At 38.1% G+C, this 16,795-nt stretch carries 23 protein-coding genes; 18 read left to right on the top strand and 5 right to left on the bottom strand.

The annotated features are described in order from the left end of the window. Positions 1-6: 6 nt before the first annotated feature. Positions 7-1,194, bottom strand: coding sequence for a hypothetical protein (locus tag ACKWBX_RS15055; RefSeq protein WP_413969546.1), 1,188 nt, complete (start codon positions 1,192-1,194; stop codon positions 7-9). Positions 1,195-1,464: 270 nt separating this feature from the next. Continuing rightward, on the bottom strand, positions 1,465-2,487 hold the full coding sequence (locus tag ACKWBX_RS15050; protein WP_413969545.1) for a hypothetical protein: 1,023 nt from the start codon (positions 2,485-2,487) through the stop codon (positions 1,465-1,467). A gap of 99 nt (positions 2,488-2,586) precedes the next feature. Between ACKWBX_RS15050 and ACKWBX_RS15045 the strand changes: the two genes are divergently transcribed. Continuing rightward, a complete protein-coding gene (locus tag ACKWBX_RS15045; protein ID WP_413969544.1) occupies positions 2,587-2,823 on the top strand; it encodes a hypothetical protein in 237 nt (78 codons plus the stop codon). A gap of 123 nt (positions 2,824-2,946) precedes the next feature. Here ACKWBX_RS15045 and ACKWBX_RS15040 read toward each other — a convergent pair whose 3' ends face one another. From ACKWBX_RS15040 to ACKWBX_RS15030, 3 genes are read right to left on the bottom strand one after another with little or no spacing between them, the layout of a single operon-like run. Continuing rightward, entirely contained in the window at positions 2,947-3,144 is a 198-nt protein-coding gene (locus ACKWBX_RS15040) for a hypothetical protein (protein ID WP_413969543.1), read from the bottom strand. Between the two features lie 2 nt (positions 3,145-3,146). Further along, a complete protein-coding gene (locus ACKWBX_RS15035) occupies positions 3,147-3,398 on the bottom strand; it encodes a hypothetical protein (RefSeq protein ID WP_413969542.1) in 252 nt (83 codons plus the stop codon). After that, positions 3,361-3,687, bottom strand: coding sequence for a hypothetical protein (locus ACKWBX_RS15030; protein WP_413969541.1), 327 nt, complete (start codon positions 3,685-3,687; stop codon positions 3,361-3,363). The genes ACKWBX_RS15035 and ACKWBX_RS15030 overlap by 38 nt, the downstream gene beginning before the upstream one ends. A 335-nt stretch (positions 3,688-4,022) precedes the next feature. Between ACKWBX_RS15030 and ACKWBX_RS15025 the strand changes: the two genes are divergently transcribed. The 17 genes from ACKWBX_RS15025 (at position 4,023) to ACKWBX_RS14945 (ending at position 16,764) form a co-directional block, all read left to right on the top strand. Next, on the top strand, positions 4,023-4,376 hold the full coding sequence (locus ACKWBX_RS15025) for a hypothetical protein (RefSeq protein ID WP_413969540.1): 354 nt from the start codon (positions 4,023-4,025) through the stop codon (positions 4,374-4,376). A gap of 667 nt (positions 4,377-5,043) precedes the next feature. After that, entirely contained in the window at positions 5,044-5,940 is an 897-nt protein-coding gene (locus ACKWBX_RS15020) for a hypothetical protein (RefSeq protein ID WP_413969539.1), read from the top strand. Positions 5,941-5,952: 12 nt separating this feature from the next. After that, complete coding sequence (locus ACKWBX_RS15015; protein ID WP_413969538.1) at positions 5,953-6,204, top strand: hypothetical protein; 252 nt, start codon at positions 5,953-5,955, stop codon at positions 6,202-6,204. Positions 6,205-6,219: 15 nt separating this feature from the next. After that, positions 6,220-6,393: a hypothetical protein gene (locus ACKWBX_RS15010; RefSeq protein ID WP_413969537.1), complete on the top strand. Its 174-nt coding sequence runs from the start codon at positions 6,220-6,222 to the stop codon at positions 6,391-6,393. Then, the gene (locus ACKWBX_RS15005) at positions 6,386-6,712 is read left to right on the top strand and encodes a hypothetical protein (protein ID WP_413969536.1); all 327 of its coding nucleotides are present in this window, start codon (positions 6,386-6,388) and stop codon (positions 6,710-6,712) included. Before ACKWBX_RS15010 ends, ACKWBX_RS15005 begins: the two co-directional genes overlap by 8 nt. A 28-nt stretch (positions 6,713-6,740) precedes the next feature. Continuing rightward, positions 6,741-7,034: a hypothetical protein gene (locus tag ACKWBX_RS15000; protein ID WP_413969535.1), complete on the top strand. Its 294-nt coding sequence runs from the start codon at positions 6,741-6,743 to the stop codon at positions 7,032-7,034. 102 nt (positions 7,035-7,136) lie between these two features. After that, the gene (locus ACKWBX_RS14995) at positions 7,137-7,661 is read left to right on the top strand and encodes a sigma-70 RNA polymerase sigma factor region 4 domain-containing protein (protein WP_413969534.1); all 525 of its coding nucleotides are present in this window, start codon (positions 7,137-7,139) and stop codon (positions 7,659-7,661) included. Then, positions 7,642-8,178: a hypothetical protein gene (locus ACKWBX_RS14990; protein WP_413969533.1), complete on the top strand. Its 537-nt coding sequence runs from the start codon at positions 7,642-7,644 to the stop codon at positions 8,176-8,178. Before ACKWBX_RS14995 ends, ACKWBX_RS14990 begins: the two co-directional genes overlap by 20 nt. Positions 8,179-8,198: 20 nt before the next feature. Next, the gene (locus tag ACKWBX_RS14985) at positions 8,199-8,669 is read left to right on the top strand and encodes a hypothetical protein (RefSeq protein ID WP_413969532.1); all 471 of its coding nucleotides are present in this window, start codon (positions 8,199-8,201) and stop codon (positions 8,667-8,669) included. Beyond that, positions 8,650-9,921, top strand: coding sequence for a terminase large subunit domain-containing protein (locus ACKWBX_RS14980; protein WP_413969531.1), 1,272 nt, complete (start codon positions 8,650-8,652; stop codon positions 9,919-9,921). The genes ACKWBX_RS14985 and ACKWBX_RS14980 overlap by 20 nt, the downstream gene beginning before the upstream one ends. A gap of 37 nt (positions 9,922-9,958) precedes the next feature. Then, positions 9,959-10,645 (top strand): hypothetical protein, encoded by a 687-nt coding sequence (locus tag ACKWBX_RS14975; RefSeq protein WP_413969530.1) that lies wholly within the window; start codon positions 9,959-9,961, stop codon positions 10,643-10,645. A gap of 46 nt (positions 10,646-10,691) precedes the next feature. Beyond that, positions 10,692-11,141: a hypothetical protein gene (locus ACKWBX_RS14970; protein WP_413969529.1), complete on the top strand. Its 450-nt coding sequence runs from the start codon at positions 10,692-10,694 to the stop codon at positions 11,139-11,141. Beyond that, positions 11,135-11,656, top strand: a complete 522-nt coding sequence (locus ACKWBX_RS14965; protein ID WP_413969528.1) for a hypothetical protein — start codon at positions 11,135-11,137, stop codon at positions 11,654-11,656. The genes ACKWBX_RS14970 and ACKWBX_RS14965 overlap by 7 nt, the downstream gene beginning before the upstream one ends. After that, a complete protein-coding gene (locus ACKWBX_RS14960; RefSeq protein ID WP_413969527.1) occupies positions 11,643-12,671 on the top strand; it encodes a hypothetical protein in 1,029 nt (342 codons plus the stop codon). Before ACKWBX_RS14965 ends, ACKWBX_RS14960 begins: the two co-directional genes overlap by 14 nt. Further along, positions 12,671-14,653, top strand: a complete 1,983-nt coding sequence (locus tag ACKWBX_RS14955; RefSeq protein ID WP_413969526.1) for a hypothetical protein — start codon at positions 12,671-12,673, stop codon at positions 14,651-14,653. The genes ACKWBX_RS14960 and ACKWBX_RS14955 overlap by 1 nt, the downstream gene beginning before the upstream one ends. A 14-nt stretch (positions 14,654-14,667) precedes the next feature. Further along, positions 14,668-14,829, top strand: coding sequence for a hypothetical protein (locus ACKWBX_RS14950; protein ID WP_413969525.1), 162 nt, complete (start codon positions 14,668-14,670; stop codon positions 14,827-14,829). Between the two features lie 3 nt (positions 14,830-14,832). Then, positions 14,833-16,764 carry a hypothetical protein gene (locus ACKWBX_RS14945; RefSeq protein ID WP_413969524.1) on the top strand — a complete coding sequence of 644 codons (1,932 nt, stop codon included), beginning with the start codon at positions 14,833-14,835 and terminating at the stop codon, positions 16,762-16,764. Positions 16,765-16,795 lie beyond the last annotated feature (31 nt).

The following is a 16,795-nucleotide window of genomic DNA, read 5'->3' as shown; positions in this document are numbered from 1 at the left end:
AAAGTTTTAAAGTTTGAATATGTCATACCCTACTCCAATACCAAGCCATAACCGATTATCGTAATGCCAATTACTTGAAAGTGAACCTAATCCTTTATCCCAGCCCATAAAAAATCCAGCCGATATTTTGTCCCTACTGTATATAATGCCTAGACCTCTGGAAAATAATCCAATTGTTTGGGTTTTACTATCGGTCAACGCATTATTAAATACATTGTTCGCTGTTAGTGTTTCGGAAGCTGCCCCTAGAAAAACTCCAAGGGATAATTTTTCTTCTACTGTTTTGTTGCCTACCTTTTTCCTGTAATGAAATTTAGTTCTTCCTGTGGTCGCCCCCATGAACAGACCAGCATTGAAAGTTGTGGAGAAAAAACTTTTTACTTCAACGTTGCCACTATGCTCAGGGCGATATTTGAAAGGTATTGTCAATGCAGTGGTGGTAAATTCTTTAAAATTTAGTTTAGCGGTTTGACCATCCCTTAATGTATAATACAAATCTGTTTCGTCATCTTTATAAGTGCTTTTTGGAAAGTTCCAGATATTTACATAAAGTTTTTCCTTTTCAAATAAAACATTACCACGATATGTAAAATTTTCATTTTTCTTAAAAAAATCTGGCACCATCTTTACGTTATAACCTAGAATCTTTTTAAGCTTTGATAAATCTGCTTCCTTAGACGTAACGGTAAACTTTTTGCCTTCGGAGTCTACTAATTCAGCTGAATATTTATATCCCTCTTTAACTTGTTTGATTAAATCTTCAACTGTTTTTATTGCATTTCTTACGTTTGATAATTCTGCTTGGTTTCTTTCAATTATATTATTTAGTTTTTCTTGTGCAGTGGCATCTAATTTTTTGTAAGATTCACAATTTTTAGATAAACCATCCAAATAGTCGTACACATTGACGTAATTGTCCTTTAGCAATTTTTTTTCTTCATGTTTCCGTTCCCAATGGTTTAGGATTTTGGTAGTTTTATCTTCCTTTTTTTTTATATCTGGTATTTTTTTTAGGCAACACAATTCTGTTTCATCATCAGAAATTCCTGAATTCTCTTTTTCCTTTTTATATTCCCAATAATAAAAATCAAGCTTGTTTTTTATTGTGTATCTTTTTTTGAACACAACTTGTGAAAATGAGTTTGTATGCGAGAATAGACTAATAAGTATTAGCAAGGCTAAAGAGTTTTTCATCTGGTCTGGTTTTGGTTAATAAATAGTTGGGGGAACTAGTACCAATTTATTAAAAGCTTATCAAAATTGCACCTAGAAAAACCTCCTAATTTCGGAGGATATTGTTATAAAATGAGTTTATCAAACCTTTCTCTTAATGTCGTTTAACGTCTAAATTATGGGTAATCATTGCGTAATACAGAAATTTATGAGATGTTAGTCAGGAAACGGTACTAGAAGTTAAAAATTTATTGTAAGTAGTAAAACGTACACCTAGAATAGAATTGTTATCTACATAGCCATAAAGTGAAATTCATCGCCATATTTTAGCTGAACCGTATAGGTTTCTTTGTAATAATATATGCCAGCTGACTTATCAATAAATTTTCTTGGGTCTGTGTTCTTTATGTCAACTGGTTTTACCCTATCTATTTTTGTTGTATATTCAAACTCTTTACCACTCCAGTCGACGTCATCGGTTAAATTTGTCAATCCACTTTTTCTTGGTGCTGAAAAATATTTTTTGTGATTTTTCCATTCTGTTTTTTGTAGTGTTAGTCCATTAATTGAGGATACCCATAAACTAAATTGAATATTCTCCTTGAAATCTTCTTCTTTAAAAGTAGCAATCTCAAGTACACCGAGATTTGAATCCAAACTTCTCATTTTAATTTCAAAACGCTCGTAAGTGCCGTGCCCCTCCAATAAGGGTTTTAGTTGAATTGGTTTATTTGCAATACTTTTTTTAAATGATGATGAACTGAATTTTAAATCAATTAAACTCATCGGGTATTTTCCAACCACCGCACAAAAAAGGTGGATGGTTTTATCCCTCCAACTTTTTACTAGATAAAATTTAACGTAACTATCTCCACCAGTAATACTATTTTGAACCTCCTTTGTTTTTGATACAACAGACCTTAGGGTTTTGACCTGATTGTCCACAACGTCCCTCACGATATTTATAGAGTTATCAACTTTGCCCAGATTTTGGGTCGAGGAATCGATTTTATTTAATGCCTTTCCCAAATCTGTAATAATTCTGGAGGCTCTGATGCTGTCCTGAATAATTTGCTGATTCCTTCTTTCGGTTTCTATATTTTCCGCTTCCTTCTGTTCCTTACTAGTATCCACTTCGTCAAAAACCGATAATATCAGCAGTATCATAGACAAGCCGATTATTATAGGTTTTTTTATTTTCTCCCATTTTTTCTTTTTTTTTCTCCGTTTATACTCCCAGACCTCTATAACTGTTATAGACACACCGATTAGTATAATAAAAATTTTAGCCCATGGATATTCAGCTATGTTCATATCACAAAATTAATTTTTAAATGACCCCCTTCAAAGTCGGGATATTATTAGTTATCAACCATTAATTGCTAATTGTGATGTAATTACCCATTTTTGTATATGGGTCTATATGATTACATGATATTGGAGGATACGGAACAATGGAACGTACTTTGGAACAAGGGCGATTATATTACCCATCGTTTGGATGATAAGTATAAATGCAATCTCTATGCTTTGTTCGATTTCTTCGTGGAGGTAAGGTTAGACCCTATAACGGACAAGATACTGGATAAGGCACATTTTAAAACTGGTATTATATTGGATAAGTACGCTGGTGATATTGATATAAACTGACTATTTCCCCCACCTGTTCCTGTATGCTTTTCCATTAAGCCAGTTGCCCACTATCCAGATTAGGACAAATGCGATAACGCCCCCTACAATTTCGTACCAAGTCCAGTTTTCAAAGTCCATTTACTAAACCAACATTAATAGATTTGCCAGAATTACCAAAATGCTTCCAAGTGCCAATATCACTCCAAAAACAAACCTTACCTTATACAAAGATTTCCAAGTATCTTTTTCTTCCTCGAATGCAGTTCTGTTCCAATAGGTTTCAATCAGACCCAATGTCATAAAACCCAAAGCCCATAAATAGTCAGTACCAGAAAGCATAATCAAATATACTCAATAGCTTTTAACCTGTTTTCAGCTTCCTTAACGAAGTTTTCATCCAATATGGCTTCATGCTTCATCAATCTGTTTTTGATTCCTGTACCGCCTTTAAAAACTTCCAGACGGCACATTGTCGTGTCCTTATCAAAGCGGTTGTAGCATTCGACCTTGATTTTATCGAAACCGTACTTTTTCAATCTGAATTTCAATAGGGTTTCAATAAGTTTTTCTTGTGTGTACAAATTGTTTGTCATAACCTAGTTTTCTTCTTTGCCAACCTTCTTTCATACGGTGGTATTTATATCCGTTGCGCTCGAAATTGCCGTACTTGTCCACAAGCTTTTTGAAAATCTCCAAAGTTTCCTGTTTGGATTTGTTCACGCCACTTGTAAGCCCGTTAAGCTTTACGTTGTAGCTACCCTCGTCCACCCATGCGTATTTCCCTCCATGATTGGTCACCATAACGTAGCCCAAATCGTGAATTATGGTTTCTTCCAACCAAACATGGACGAGCTGGGACGACAACGGAAATTTTTCGTACATATTAATTTAAAATGGATATAATCCAAAATTATGGTAAATATCCAAAATATTATCAGATTGTTAATAAGTAACAGGTTTGGTGCGTAAAATAATTGCAAAGTCCTTAACTATTTTTTAACCCTTCATCAGCGATCGACACAAGAATTTGACACGGATTTAAGATAAGTGTAAAACACTCGCACCCCTTTTTAACAATAGGCTCACAAGGTTGTCACAAACTTTGAAATTCACTTTTGGGAATGAAAAGGGCGCACTAGCTTTGTAGTCTAAATCTTAACAAAATATCCCGTTACACCTTCCACGGGAATAAGCGGAGGCAATTTCAAAATCGAATTATGGAAAAATCACACGGATTTCCGATGGAAAATTTTTTAAATCTTCATTCTAAAAGATTGGAGGAATTTACAGAATCCCAAAAAGAGGAACTACGTTCAAACCCACCCGAATATGTAATTGATTTTAGGGAAAGACAAGCCTATTTATATCAGCAGATAATAGAGAAATGCGATTTGTTGGTAGTGGACTTGATTAACGAGAACAACATAGACTATCGTATTTCCATTAATGATAGAGGGGTTTGGATAAATATAGTCAAACATTTATTCGGGGTCGTCTCTGCAACAAGATTGAGTTGTATTAGAGATTTCGATGCGTTTGCAAATGAATTGTTCAAAGAACTATTCAAGTAGCTGATATTGGAGTTGCTAAGCGATAAGATGGTTGCTCGCATGTTGGTCAAAACTCCGATAACCGTGTTTCTGAATATCTTGTATTGGTAGAACCTAGTATTATTTGAGTTGCTATGGTTTTAAGTGGGAGCGCAGCGATCAGGACTGGTAGTAAACAAATATAACCAGGTATTCTCGCTTCGCTCGTATACCGACAAACAATTGCACAATTCGCCGAGGCTAAAGCCGAGGTAAATGGTTTAAGCGGTAAGCCAAATAAAGTTGATAATGGTTTGTCGTGTAAAAACAAGGAATTTTTAAAAAGTGTAATAAAAACCCCCAAAAAAGTACATTATGCAAGACATTATATATTAAATGTTAGCGAAATGTACTTTTTACCCCCTTTTTGTTACACTTTTTTTGGAAAATTCTGGGCGAGTGTAGTTTTCGAGTGTAAGACCTGAAAAAATATACCACTTGCGATAAAAATGACAGATTTTAAAAATAAAAATATTTGAAGTATATTTGTAAAGTATTGATAATTAATATATTAGGTGTATAAAACTCGCACCTAAGCAGAAAAAACCCCACCGTAAAGGCAGGGACTAAAGATTAAATCTTTTGATTGTGGTGATTACAAAGATAGTCTTTCTTCCAAAATGCCAAAGCGGTGCTACAATAGTAACGCATGGCAGCATCAAATACATTTTTCGATTTTTCACGGTTCAGAATGGATGATACCGACACCGTTGATTTTGACGGGCAACCTTACCTAATTTTTGATGAACCTAGATTATTTCACAAGTTTTATGTACCCAAATTTATACTCCCCAATTCCAACAATGAGTATAATAACCATAACGAAAGTGGTGCTTACATGATAATAATGGGATTGATTTGCAATTTCGCTTATCTCAATCCAAACGCAGATAAAGGCGTTTATCTCGATCTGCTGAAAATCCTTAATAGTAAAACATACAATAGCATCCTACCTACCCAAATCCATGGGATGGCCGATGAAATTTTATATCTACAGAATGAAGGTGGTCTACCGCTTTTACCAAATCTTGAAAAATCGTTTCTGGTCAACCCTGAATTATCGGAAACGGAAAGAAAAAAATACGTAGGGAAATGTACTGGATTGGTGAGAAAGCGCACCACTATCGACAAACTCAAAAAGACATTGGAAAATTGGATGCCAAATTATGGAAAACCCACAAATCAAAAAATAGCCCAGATTTCAGGATTTTCAATTCGTACTATTAAAGACTATAGCCCAGAACTTAAAGAGAAAAAGAAAGAAGCAATTAAAAAATGCCGTACCCCCAAAGAAAACAAGACCCTAAACGAACTCAAAATATTAATGAGATCATGGGATTTGGACAAAGGTCTACCAACATACAAAGACCTAGCGGATGCGTCGGGCAAAAGTCTTGACACAGTAAAAAGTTATGGCAAATACTTACAGCCCATCAAAGAACATTTAAAGAAAAAGACGGCTGCAAAAAGCAAAGAGTTTGAATTTTTCGCACCGTTTGACCAAAGCGGTTATGTTGTAAACCCGGAAAGTTTAAAAGCAGCGTAAAAATTTAGAATAATGAACAGAAAGAGTAAGATAGCCCAAAGGAAAGCGGACGGCAAAAAAGAAGTTTGGAACGTTAAGCGAACTCCCGACCGAAAAAAGAAAAAAGTTGGCAACGTTCAAATTAAAATAACCAACGTAGAGCGGTATCAAATCCTTAAAGAAAATTATGTAACTGGCATGACCGAAAAGCAACTACATGAAATAACGGGCGTACCTATGGGAGCGGTAAAAAAGAACATGCCAACATTGAAAAGATTAACCTAATAAAAACCAACCAATTTGAAAAATGATTTAATTGAACGGCTCATTTCCGAACTGATTGAAGGGCGGGCAAAGTTCAGTGATATTCAACACCAGTCGGCAACCCTCAATTTCAACAATTTCGAGGCCAGTAACCGAATAGGCGAGATTGATGGCAGAATAGACCATCTTTTAAACTTGATAAATGAATAAAAAGACCGAAACATGGAATACCATAGATGAATTTCCCCAATACGAGATTTCAGATACAAAGATTGTTCGCCGTAGAGCCTGTATAAAGGTAAATACGCACCAACTTTTTGACGAAGACGGTAGTCTATTGGATGAATACCAAACTACTATACCACAAGCACCCAGACCAATAGCAAGCAAAATCGAAGGTTCTATCACGCTCCTTAAAAATGGTAAGCAATACGGTCGGAGTATTACTAAACTATACAAGAAATATGTTTTAAAAATAGAGCCGTCGAAGCGAAAACGACACCGCAAAAAAAGAGTATTGAAATTTTAGAACCCAGACCAAAACTTAACCTACTTAAATGACCGAGAACCCACCGAACAACCTAGAAATTGAAAGGGATTACACATCAAAAATCGATGAACTCGAATCCTTTTTCGACCCTCAACATCTATATAATTTTCTTACCCTGCAAGACGAGTTTTTTGATTTCCTGAAAGCCATAAAAGCCATCAGGGGCGCATCTTTAGAGGTACTTGACAACGGTTATTCCGCAGTTTTCCTAAACGGTCAGGAAGTACCAGAAACTAGAGCTTACAGATTCAAGGATTCCGTTGAAATAAATGAACTTCTGAAATTCGCAGGGCTACAATAACAGACTTTTCTTTCTTGTTCATAGGGCTAGGTAGTGCCTACACCTAAAAGCCTAGCCCTTATACTTATAATCTTCCAAAAACCATCCAAAATACTCTTTACAATGAATGAAGTCCTAACGGAACTTAGCCTAAACCATGATGATTTTATGGAATTGGCAATGTCCCTAACTAAAAAAAACCTCCACAAATCACAGGATGCAGTTTCCGAAATGTATCTGTTAATGGCAGAACGATTAGCCCGAACGGACTTGAAACCGATTAAAAAGCCCTTGGACTATGCATATATCATAGTCAGGAACATGATTTTTAAAGGGAACAAAAAAATAAGTACAACGCTATATGCGGAGGAACTGGAAGGATTCGAATTTGAAAGCGATGATAATAAGAACCAAAAGCTGGAAACTTTTAAAAAGTTCCTCAACCAAGTCCCATACCTAGACAGGGAGGTATTGTTACAGCATCAAGAAAAAACACAAAGACAGATACAAAAGGATACGGGGGTCTGTAGGGATAGATTGAGGGTTTACAAAAACAGGGGACTCAAAAGGTTAAATGAAATCATCGAGGAAGATAGATTGAAAAAAGAAAAATTAAAAAATTTACAAAATGCCCAAACCACCAACTAACGACCAAAAGAACATAGACAGTATTAAGGAGACCTTTAAAGTTTCCGAAGTTGAAATCATATCGGACGGCATCTACAAATCTGGTCAACAGTACTACAGCACCGTAGGAGGTCTGAACAGCAATTACAAGCCAAAGGAAATCGATAAGCCTAGTGAAGGATTGGGGGACGACGTAGAGAAAGTCTTAAAGGCCACTGGGATTTCCAAAATAGTGGAACTTTTCACACCAGACGGAAAGGATTGCGGATGTGACGAAAGAAAGCAAAAGCTTAACAAACTCTACCCTAGGAACAAGCCCAATTGTTTTGATAAGAACAGCTACGAGGACTGGACGGCAACATCAAAAGAGATAAAGGAATCCAATCAAATCACAAAGGAGAACCAGACCAAAATCATAATGTACCTACGTTCGATTTTGAATATGTCCGTTTCTGGTGACGGCTGCAAACAGTGTAATGTCTCATTGTGGAAAAAGTACATAACCATGTTGGACAAAGTGGCGGACACTTACCAATAATAACCCAAATCAACCTACTTATGAAAATCAATAAAACAACGAAACCAAAAAGGGACGAGAAAACTGGCAGGTGGCTAGGTTCTGAAAAGGGTATTACCCCAGATGAATTGCTACAGGCATTCGAGGACTACAAGATTTGGGCTAAACAAAATCCCAAAATCAAACAAGTTCCCAATACCAAAACCGATTCAGTAATAAATCTTGAAATGGAAATTCCATTGACAAAGACTGGCTTCATACTTTATCTAAGGCGTGAAGGGATTACAGGAAGCGGTACGGATATTCTTTTTAATAGAGATGGTCGATTCGAAGATTTCGTAGAGGTCAACCAATATATCGATGATTCGACATTCGACGACCAATTTACTGGCGGTATGGCTGGGGTCTTTAATCACAGTTTGACAGCAAGGAAATTAGGTCTTACGGACAAGCAAGAAGTTAAAACGGAGGAAAAGATAAAAATCAAGTTCGGTGGAGATTCAGATAGATAAACCTGAATTAACTACCTATCAAGAAGAAATATTATACAACGGAGCAAGGTTCACAATTGCCACTTGTTCTACCAAAGTAGGTAAGACCTATTCAGCACTTTTTGGAATTTTTGAAGCAGCCCACCAGCCCCAGATTCGAGAAGGGGACAATTTTTGGTGGGTCGCACCGACATACGCCCAGACCAAAATAGCCTACAAACGATTAAAGCGAGATTTGATTAGGTCGGGCATATATAAGTTCAATAATACAGACCTTGTAATCGAATGCCCTAACGGAGCGGAAATACATTTTAAGACAGCATCGGATTCAGATAATTTATTTGGGGACGATGTTGTTTTCGTGGTTTTGGACGAAGCTGGACGATGTAACGAAGATGCTTGGTACGCTTTACGTTCTACATTGACCGCTACTAACGGTAAGGCTATATTGATAGGGAACTTTGGGGGTAGTCAGAACTGGGTTACCAGATTGGCGGAGAAAGCTAAATCAGACCCAGAATACCATTTCATCAAGGTAACGGCCTATGATGCCGTTAAAGCTGGAATCCTTTCAAAAAAGGAAATTGAACAGGCTAAAAAGGATTTGCCAGAAAACCAGTTCAGGGCATTGTATTTGGCGGAGGGCGGAAACGATGAAAGAAACCTTATCCAGAACGAAAGCTTAATTAAACTGCCTTTAAATTCAGTTACGGAAGGTATCAAATACCTGACTGGGGACATAGCCAGATTCGGAGCGGATAAAACGGTTCTTTTGGTCTGGTCGGGCTTAAAGGTAATCGGCTGGCATATTATCGATAAATCTTCTCTGACCGATGTAGCGGTACAGGTTCAACTATTAAAGGCAAAGCACAATATAAACCTACAGAACATTTTACTGGACGAAAACGGTATTGGTGCTGGTGTAATCGATATGGTCGGATGTCGTGGGTTCGTCAATAACTCCAAACCAATCAAGGTAAAAGGAGAGGTACAGAATTTTGCCAGTCTTAAAGACCAATGCTACTACAAGTTGGCAGAGATGATTAACGCCAATTTGTTAAATGTCTTATTGCCCCACTCAATCCAGAAGTTATTAATAGAAGAATTGGAACAGGTAAAAGAACCAGCTGCCCCAGACGTATCAAAACTAAAAATCGTGGGAAAGGAAGCCATTAAAAAGAAAATCGGGCGTTCCCCAGATTATTCGGATGCCATTATGTTAAGAATGTTCTTTGAACTTAACCCGTTCTATGGCCAATATCACCTAAGATAATTTTCTTCCAAAAATCGTCCTAAAAACTCTTTAGGATATGAAGCAAACTATCTATATACCTGAAACTTTAAGCGATTTAACACTTAATCAGTACCAAAGGTTTCTGAATGTAGCCCAGATTAACGAAGATGAAGTATTCATCCAAAAAAAGATGATACAGATATTCTGTAACGTCCCTTTGCTGGATGTCGAAAAGATGCAAAAGAAGGATTTCGATGAGATTATCGGGATTCTAAAAAAGATGTTGGAAGAAACCCCTGAATTAACTAAAAGATTCACCTTAAAGGGCATAGAATACGGCTTTATCCCTGATTTTGATGCCATTTCCTTCGGTGAGTTCGTGGATTTGGACAATTTGACGGGCAACTGGGACGAAATGGTAATGTTAATGAGCATTTTATACCGTCCAATTAAGAAGAAAAAGGGTAAAAAATATCGAATAAAACCCTATAAAGCCGAGAAAAACGAAGCATTTAGCGATTTACCGCTGGACATAGTGATAGGCTCACAGCTTTTTTTTTGGCATTTAGGGAACAAATTATTGAGTCATACGAAGAATTATGGGTCAAAAGCACTTCAAACTCCCAAGATACAGCAGGAATTAGCCAAAATTTCGGACAACGCTGGGGCTGGTACGCTTCAATTTCAGAACTCGCTGGACACGATTTCACAAATATTGACCAAATCACTCAATCAAAACTTTCTACTGCCTTATACCATCTAGTTTTTCTAAAGGATAAAGCGGAGACCGAAGCCAAATTAATCAAGAAATGAGAACCTACTACCAAATCTTAAAGCTAATACGTGAAAAACTGGAAGCCGACCCCTTAGTAAATACAGTTACGCAAGGTGATATAACCGAAATCGATTTGGATAAGCAAAATCTATTTCCATTGGCTCACATTCAAACGGGTACAGCGGTCATCGGGGCGAAAACCATAGATTTTAACCTTACGGTCTTTGCCATGGACATAAGGGACACCAGCAACGTACCCAGAACGGACAAATTTAACGGCAATCATAATGCAATAGACAATTTGAATTCAATGCTGGCAATCTGTAACAGGTTGTTCAAGTCAATAGCTGTTCTGGAAGATGATTTTTCAATAGGGGACAATCCAACGTGCGAACCTTTTTACGAAAGCCGTACAAATACCCTTGACGGCTTCGCTATGAGTTTTGTAATTCAAATCCCTAACACTGAAATAGCGATATGTTGATTCCTACGGAGACAAAAAAGGCACTCTCAAAATTTGCACGGCTGGTCGTGAAGGAATCCAAAAGGAACTTGAAGGATTCGGGAAAGTCCACCAGCGGAAAACTTGAAAAATCGATAGGATTCGATTTGAACGTATCCGATAATTCGTTCGGGCTATCCTTTGAAATGGAAAAGTACGGGGAGTTTCAGGATAAGGGGGTAAACGGATTTCTTGTTAAAAGGAATAACAGTCCTTTCAGCTACAGGGATGCCAGACCACCGTTAAAGGCACTTGATAAATGGATTGTCAAAAAAGGAATTGCACCAAGGGATAAGGACGGAAAATTCATAAGCCGTAGAAGTCTTCAATTCTTAATCAGTCGGAAGATATTTTTTGAGGGAATCAAACCCAGTTTGTTTTTCACCAAACCTTTTGAAAAACATTTCAAGCAATTACCAGATACGGTAATGGAAGCCTTTGCCCTTGATATGGAAAACTTTCTGAAAGCAACACTAAAAGACAATGATACTAACTAAAAGCCCTTATTACATAACAGCCCCATTGGTTTCTGGTACAACCTCCGTAACCTTAAACCTAAAGGTTATCGATTCGGTGGAGTCCAGTAGTCTTTCAAATCCAGATTATACTATTGTAAAAAATAAACCTAGTGCCAGTACAACAAACTTGGATTTTGAAGTAAGCAACCTTATAAGGGATTTTTTTGAACCAGACCCTATTTTTAGCCCTACCACGGCACTTTTAGATTCAAATGATAAGAATGTACTAAGCGTTAATTATAGTCTTACCTATTCGGGCGGAGGTATTGACCAGTCAGTTACCAATGTTGACGTATTGGACGGGTACGGTTATTTCTTGGAAGGAATAAACCCACAACTGCCAGCCGATAAAATTCTATTGTCCAACGATTATTATGTTGTAAACAAACAGGGGTATTTCGCTATCCCGATTTATAACGATGGTACGCTTTCTACTGTTACTGTAGATGGGACTGATTATACATTGACCGAAAGCAGCACGGTTAAAACAAAGGTCAAATACCTATGGTTGAACTGTAACGAATTTTCAGGTACAATCTTAATAGAAACAGCTGGACGGGCAATCAGTCTGGAAATACAGGACGAATGTAAATACCAACCTTACGACATTGTATTCCGAAATAAGTTCGGGGTATTCGAATTGATGACCTTTTCCAAGGTAAGCAAGGAAAGTATTAAAACTTCATCCGAGAATTTCAAGGCCAATTTTGTTTCAAACGGAAGCTTTGATACTACAAAACATAGCTTTCAGGATTTCAATAAAAATGGTAGGGAACAAATAAAACTTACTTCCGATTTTCTGCCAGAATCCTATAACGAAACGATAAGACAATTACTGTTATCGGAGTATGTATACATCCTTCAAAAAGACGGGACTTATATACCCGTCAACGTCCAGACCAAAACATATCAATACAAAACTAGAATAGTCGATAAGCTTATTTCCTATGAAATGACTTTTGATTACTCATTCGATGCAATCAACAATATCTAATGAACAAAAATCTGGACATATATATCGAGGGGGAAAGGTTAGACCTTTATGATAACGAGAACATCGTTATAAATTCCAGCGTTCAGAATGTAAATGATATTTCCAAGATTTTCAGCGATTACAGCCAGTCGTTTACAGTACCAGCCAGCAAGAAAAATAATAGGATTTTCAAGCATTATTACAATGCTTCTATTACTGGTGGATTCGATGCAAGGGTTAAGAAACCGAGTTATGTAGAACTATCCAAACAACCTTTTAAGGATGGAAATATACGCCTTGAAAGTGTAAAGCTTAAAGACAACAGACCAGATAACTACAGCATAAGGTTCTTTAGTAATCTAACTAACCTAAATACCCTATTCGGGGAGGACACTTTACAGGACTTGGATTTTACGGACTATGATTTTACATATAGTTCGGCAACCGTATTCAATAGAATGACAATACCAGGTCAAATCATTTTCCCACTAATCAGTACTCAAAAGCAGTGGTACTATAATGATGACAATGCAGACTTCACCAATACGGAAAGACTGACCAATATAGCTTTCAATAACAGTACGGAAACCCATGGAATTTTCTGGAAGAACCTACGTCCAGCCATTCGGCTTATGCGAGTTATCGAAGCAATCGAAGATAATTACGGGATTACGTTCAGTAGGGATTTTCTAGGAACGACCCCGTTCGACGACCTATATATCTGGCTTGACAGAAAGGATACGGGAAAGGTATTGGAACAGGATAGCACCGTTAAGAATTACGACGAAGTATTATTTGCACAACCAGCGATTGGTTCATATAACAATGAAACTGGTTTTTATAGCCCTACGGAGTCGGGGAGCGAAAAAATAAGGGTGTCGGATGTCAGGGTCAATTCATCGGATGGTGTACCAGTTCAGGTTCAATTGATGAACAACGACGAAGTAGTATACGAAGAAACCCACGACGGCATAAACGAAACATTTTTCGCACATGATTTTGGGGCTGGTGTAAACATCGGTAGCAATATTTATGTAAGGTTGGTTACATCCGCTGCCAAACAAGTGGACGAAGTATTATTAAGAATAAAGGAACTATCGGAGGACACGGTATTATTTACCGAAAAATATAATTTTTCGATTGATGCCCTAACCTTTGAGATAGTCGATTTTATACCCGAAATGAAGATAGGTGATTTTATTTCGTCACTTATCAAGATGTATAATTTGACCATACTTCCATTATCATCGACATCATTTGAAGTAAAGAATCTCGATAGCTGGTACAACGAAGGTATTACCTATGACATTTCAAAATATGTAGACAGGTCGGAGCATACGGTTAAGACCTCAAAGCTGTTCAGTGAAATAGACTTTACTTTCCTAGAACCAACGACAATTTTAAACCTACAATATGAAAGCCTGTTCGGACGGGGTTATGGTGATTTACAGGCAGAATTAAAGGATTCGGAAGGTACTAAGTTGGACGGGGGTAAATATACCATCGACCCAAAATTCGAACAGTTCGTTTATGAGAACCTAACGGATACTAATATCGTTTACGGACTTACCTTGGACGACAAGTTAGAACCCAATACCCCAAAGGCTCACATTTTCTACAATAAAATGGTCAATGTGACCACCAACCCAATCAGTTATATAAACGATACTGGGAACAATCAACAAGTAAGTACGACTGTTTCCATGCCCTCACATTTTGACGGAACGGACTCTACCAATTTTGGCGAGGAAGTGGACGAACATACCAATGTCTTAAACTCGAACAGTCTTTTCAGTAAATACTACCAGAACTATATAACGGACACTTTTTCCGAACAGTCCAGAATGTTTGAATATAAGGCTAAGCTACCTGTATACCTTATAACAAACCTTAAACTGAACGATAAACTAATAATAGATGGTGTCAGGTATCTGATTAACGATATGCAGACCAATATCAGTACCCAGCAGGTCAATTTCAAGCTACTGAACGACATCTATTAAACCCCAAATCTAAAATGATAGGTACAATCTTGAAAATCCTTTCTAAGGATAAGTTTTACGGTATTTCAAAAGAAATAGAAATAGCAAAGGGAGCGAACAAGCTTCCCGAAACTTTTTCCGATGTCCTAAAACAGGCCAAAAGGAGATTAAAAGCCCCAGACCTATATAAAACTTAACCAATGGCGATAAAGAAGGTAATACAAATCGATGCCGATACAGCGAAAGCCCAAAAAAATGTTGAAAAACTAGGTAATACCGTCAATTCAGAAGCAAAGGACATCAAAGGGTCTTTTTCTGGTCTTACGGATACACTGGATAGACTTACGGGCGGACTGCTAACAAAGTTCAAGGGACTGAAAGGGACTTTGGGAGGTGTGGCAACTGGTTTTAAGGGCATTGGTACGGCTATCGCAGCATCTGGTATCGGTTTACTTGTAGTAACGATTGCAGCGGTTACAGCTGCCTTTAAATCAAGCGAGGAAGGACAAAACAAGTTCCAGAAAATACTAGGGGTAATCGGTTCGGTGGTCGGTAATCTTATGGACGTGCTTTCCGATTTCGGGGAAACGGTCATAGAAGCATTCGAGAATCCAAAAAAATCTTGGAACAGCTTTACCGATAACCTAAAAAGCGGATACGAATTCGTAAAGGGTCAGGTAATCGATAGGTTCGGGAGTGCGTGGACTATTCTTTCTGGTGGGGTAGAATCTGGAATCCTCAAAATGCGTGTTGCATGGAACGATTTTACAGGAGATGCCGAGGAAGCCGAAGAACTTTCCAAGCAACTGGAAGACGTGCAGAAGGAAGTCGAAGCGGCCACGGACGTTATCAAAGCCCGTAACCAAGAAATTGTAGACGGTTACAATAGTGCAATCGATAAAGTAAAGGAATTCGCAGCAGAGGTAAAAAAAGATGCGGAAGAAGCTTCTAAAATAGCAGACCAAAGGGCACTGGCAGATAAAAAGGAACGTGCCTTATTGGTTCAAAGAGCCATAGCCGATAGGGATGTTGCGGAGTTCAGGGAGAAAGCAGCCCAAAAGGACAAATTCAATGCCGAGGAAAGAATAGGGTTTCTAACAAAGGCGAGTGAAATAGAACAGGCTATTACCGCCAAAGAAATTCAGGCTGCAAAGCTTAGAAGGGATGCCATTATACTTGAAAACAGCTTATCCAAATCCAGTAAAGAGGACTTGGATGCGGAAGCATCGGCACGAGCCAAAGTAATCGAGTTGGAAACAAGGTCTTTAAAACTCAAAAAGAGCCTTACAGCCGAAATAGTGGGAGCGAGGAAGGAAGAACAGGCCATAAGAGATGCCGAACTGGCAGCTAAGGAAGCCCAAATCGAAAAGGAAAAAGAACTTGAACTGAAAAGACTGGAATCAATCCAATCGATACGGGATGAGTTCAAACAGAAATTGGAAGACCTACAGGCGGAGGACGAACAGGCCAAAAATGATTTGGAGGAAGAAAGAAAGCTTGCGGAACTTGAAGCCTTGAACGCCAATGAGCAGCAGAAATTAGAGGTAAGAAGGTATTACGACGAACTACAGACACAACTGGAAAAAGAACAGTCCGAAGAACGTTTGGCGAATGCATTGGCAGAGAAGGAAGCTAAGGCACAAATCTTTAATGCACAAGCAAATTTAGCTATCCAGTTCGGAAGCCTATTACAACAACTCGGAGAGGAAAACAAAGGTATTGCCATTGCTGGTATCGTTGTGGAACAGGTCGCATCGGTCGCAAAGATTATTGCAAATACGGCCGTTGCCAATGCCAAGGCAGCAGCAGCCTTTCCATTGACAGGGGGCGCACCCTTTAATATCATAAATACGATTGCAGCTGGATTGGGAATCGCTTCATCGGTCGCAGGTGCAGCTAAGGCTATCGGAAAACTTGGTGGAGGTGGCGGAGGTCTACAAAGGGACGGAGCAGGTGGAGCGCAACCACAAGCCCCATCGTTCAACCTTGTGGGACAAAGCCCAGAAAATCAAATCCTACAAAGTCTGAACCAAGAGAACGACCAACCGATACAGGCAGTAGTCGTAGAAAGTGAAGTTACCTCTAAACAGGAAGCAGCAAGAAAGGCGAAAAACGATAGCACGTTCGGTTGACCCATCTTCCAAAAACACGCCTATTTACTCT

It is taken from the genome of Maribacter algae, assembly GCF_047345745.1.
Taxonomy (GTDB): domain Bacteria; phylum Bacteroidota; class Bacteroidia; order Flavobacteriales; family Flavobacteriaceae; genus Maribacter.
This window is presented reverse-complemented; position numbering and strand designations above follow the sequence as displayed.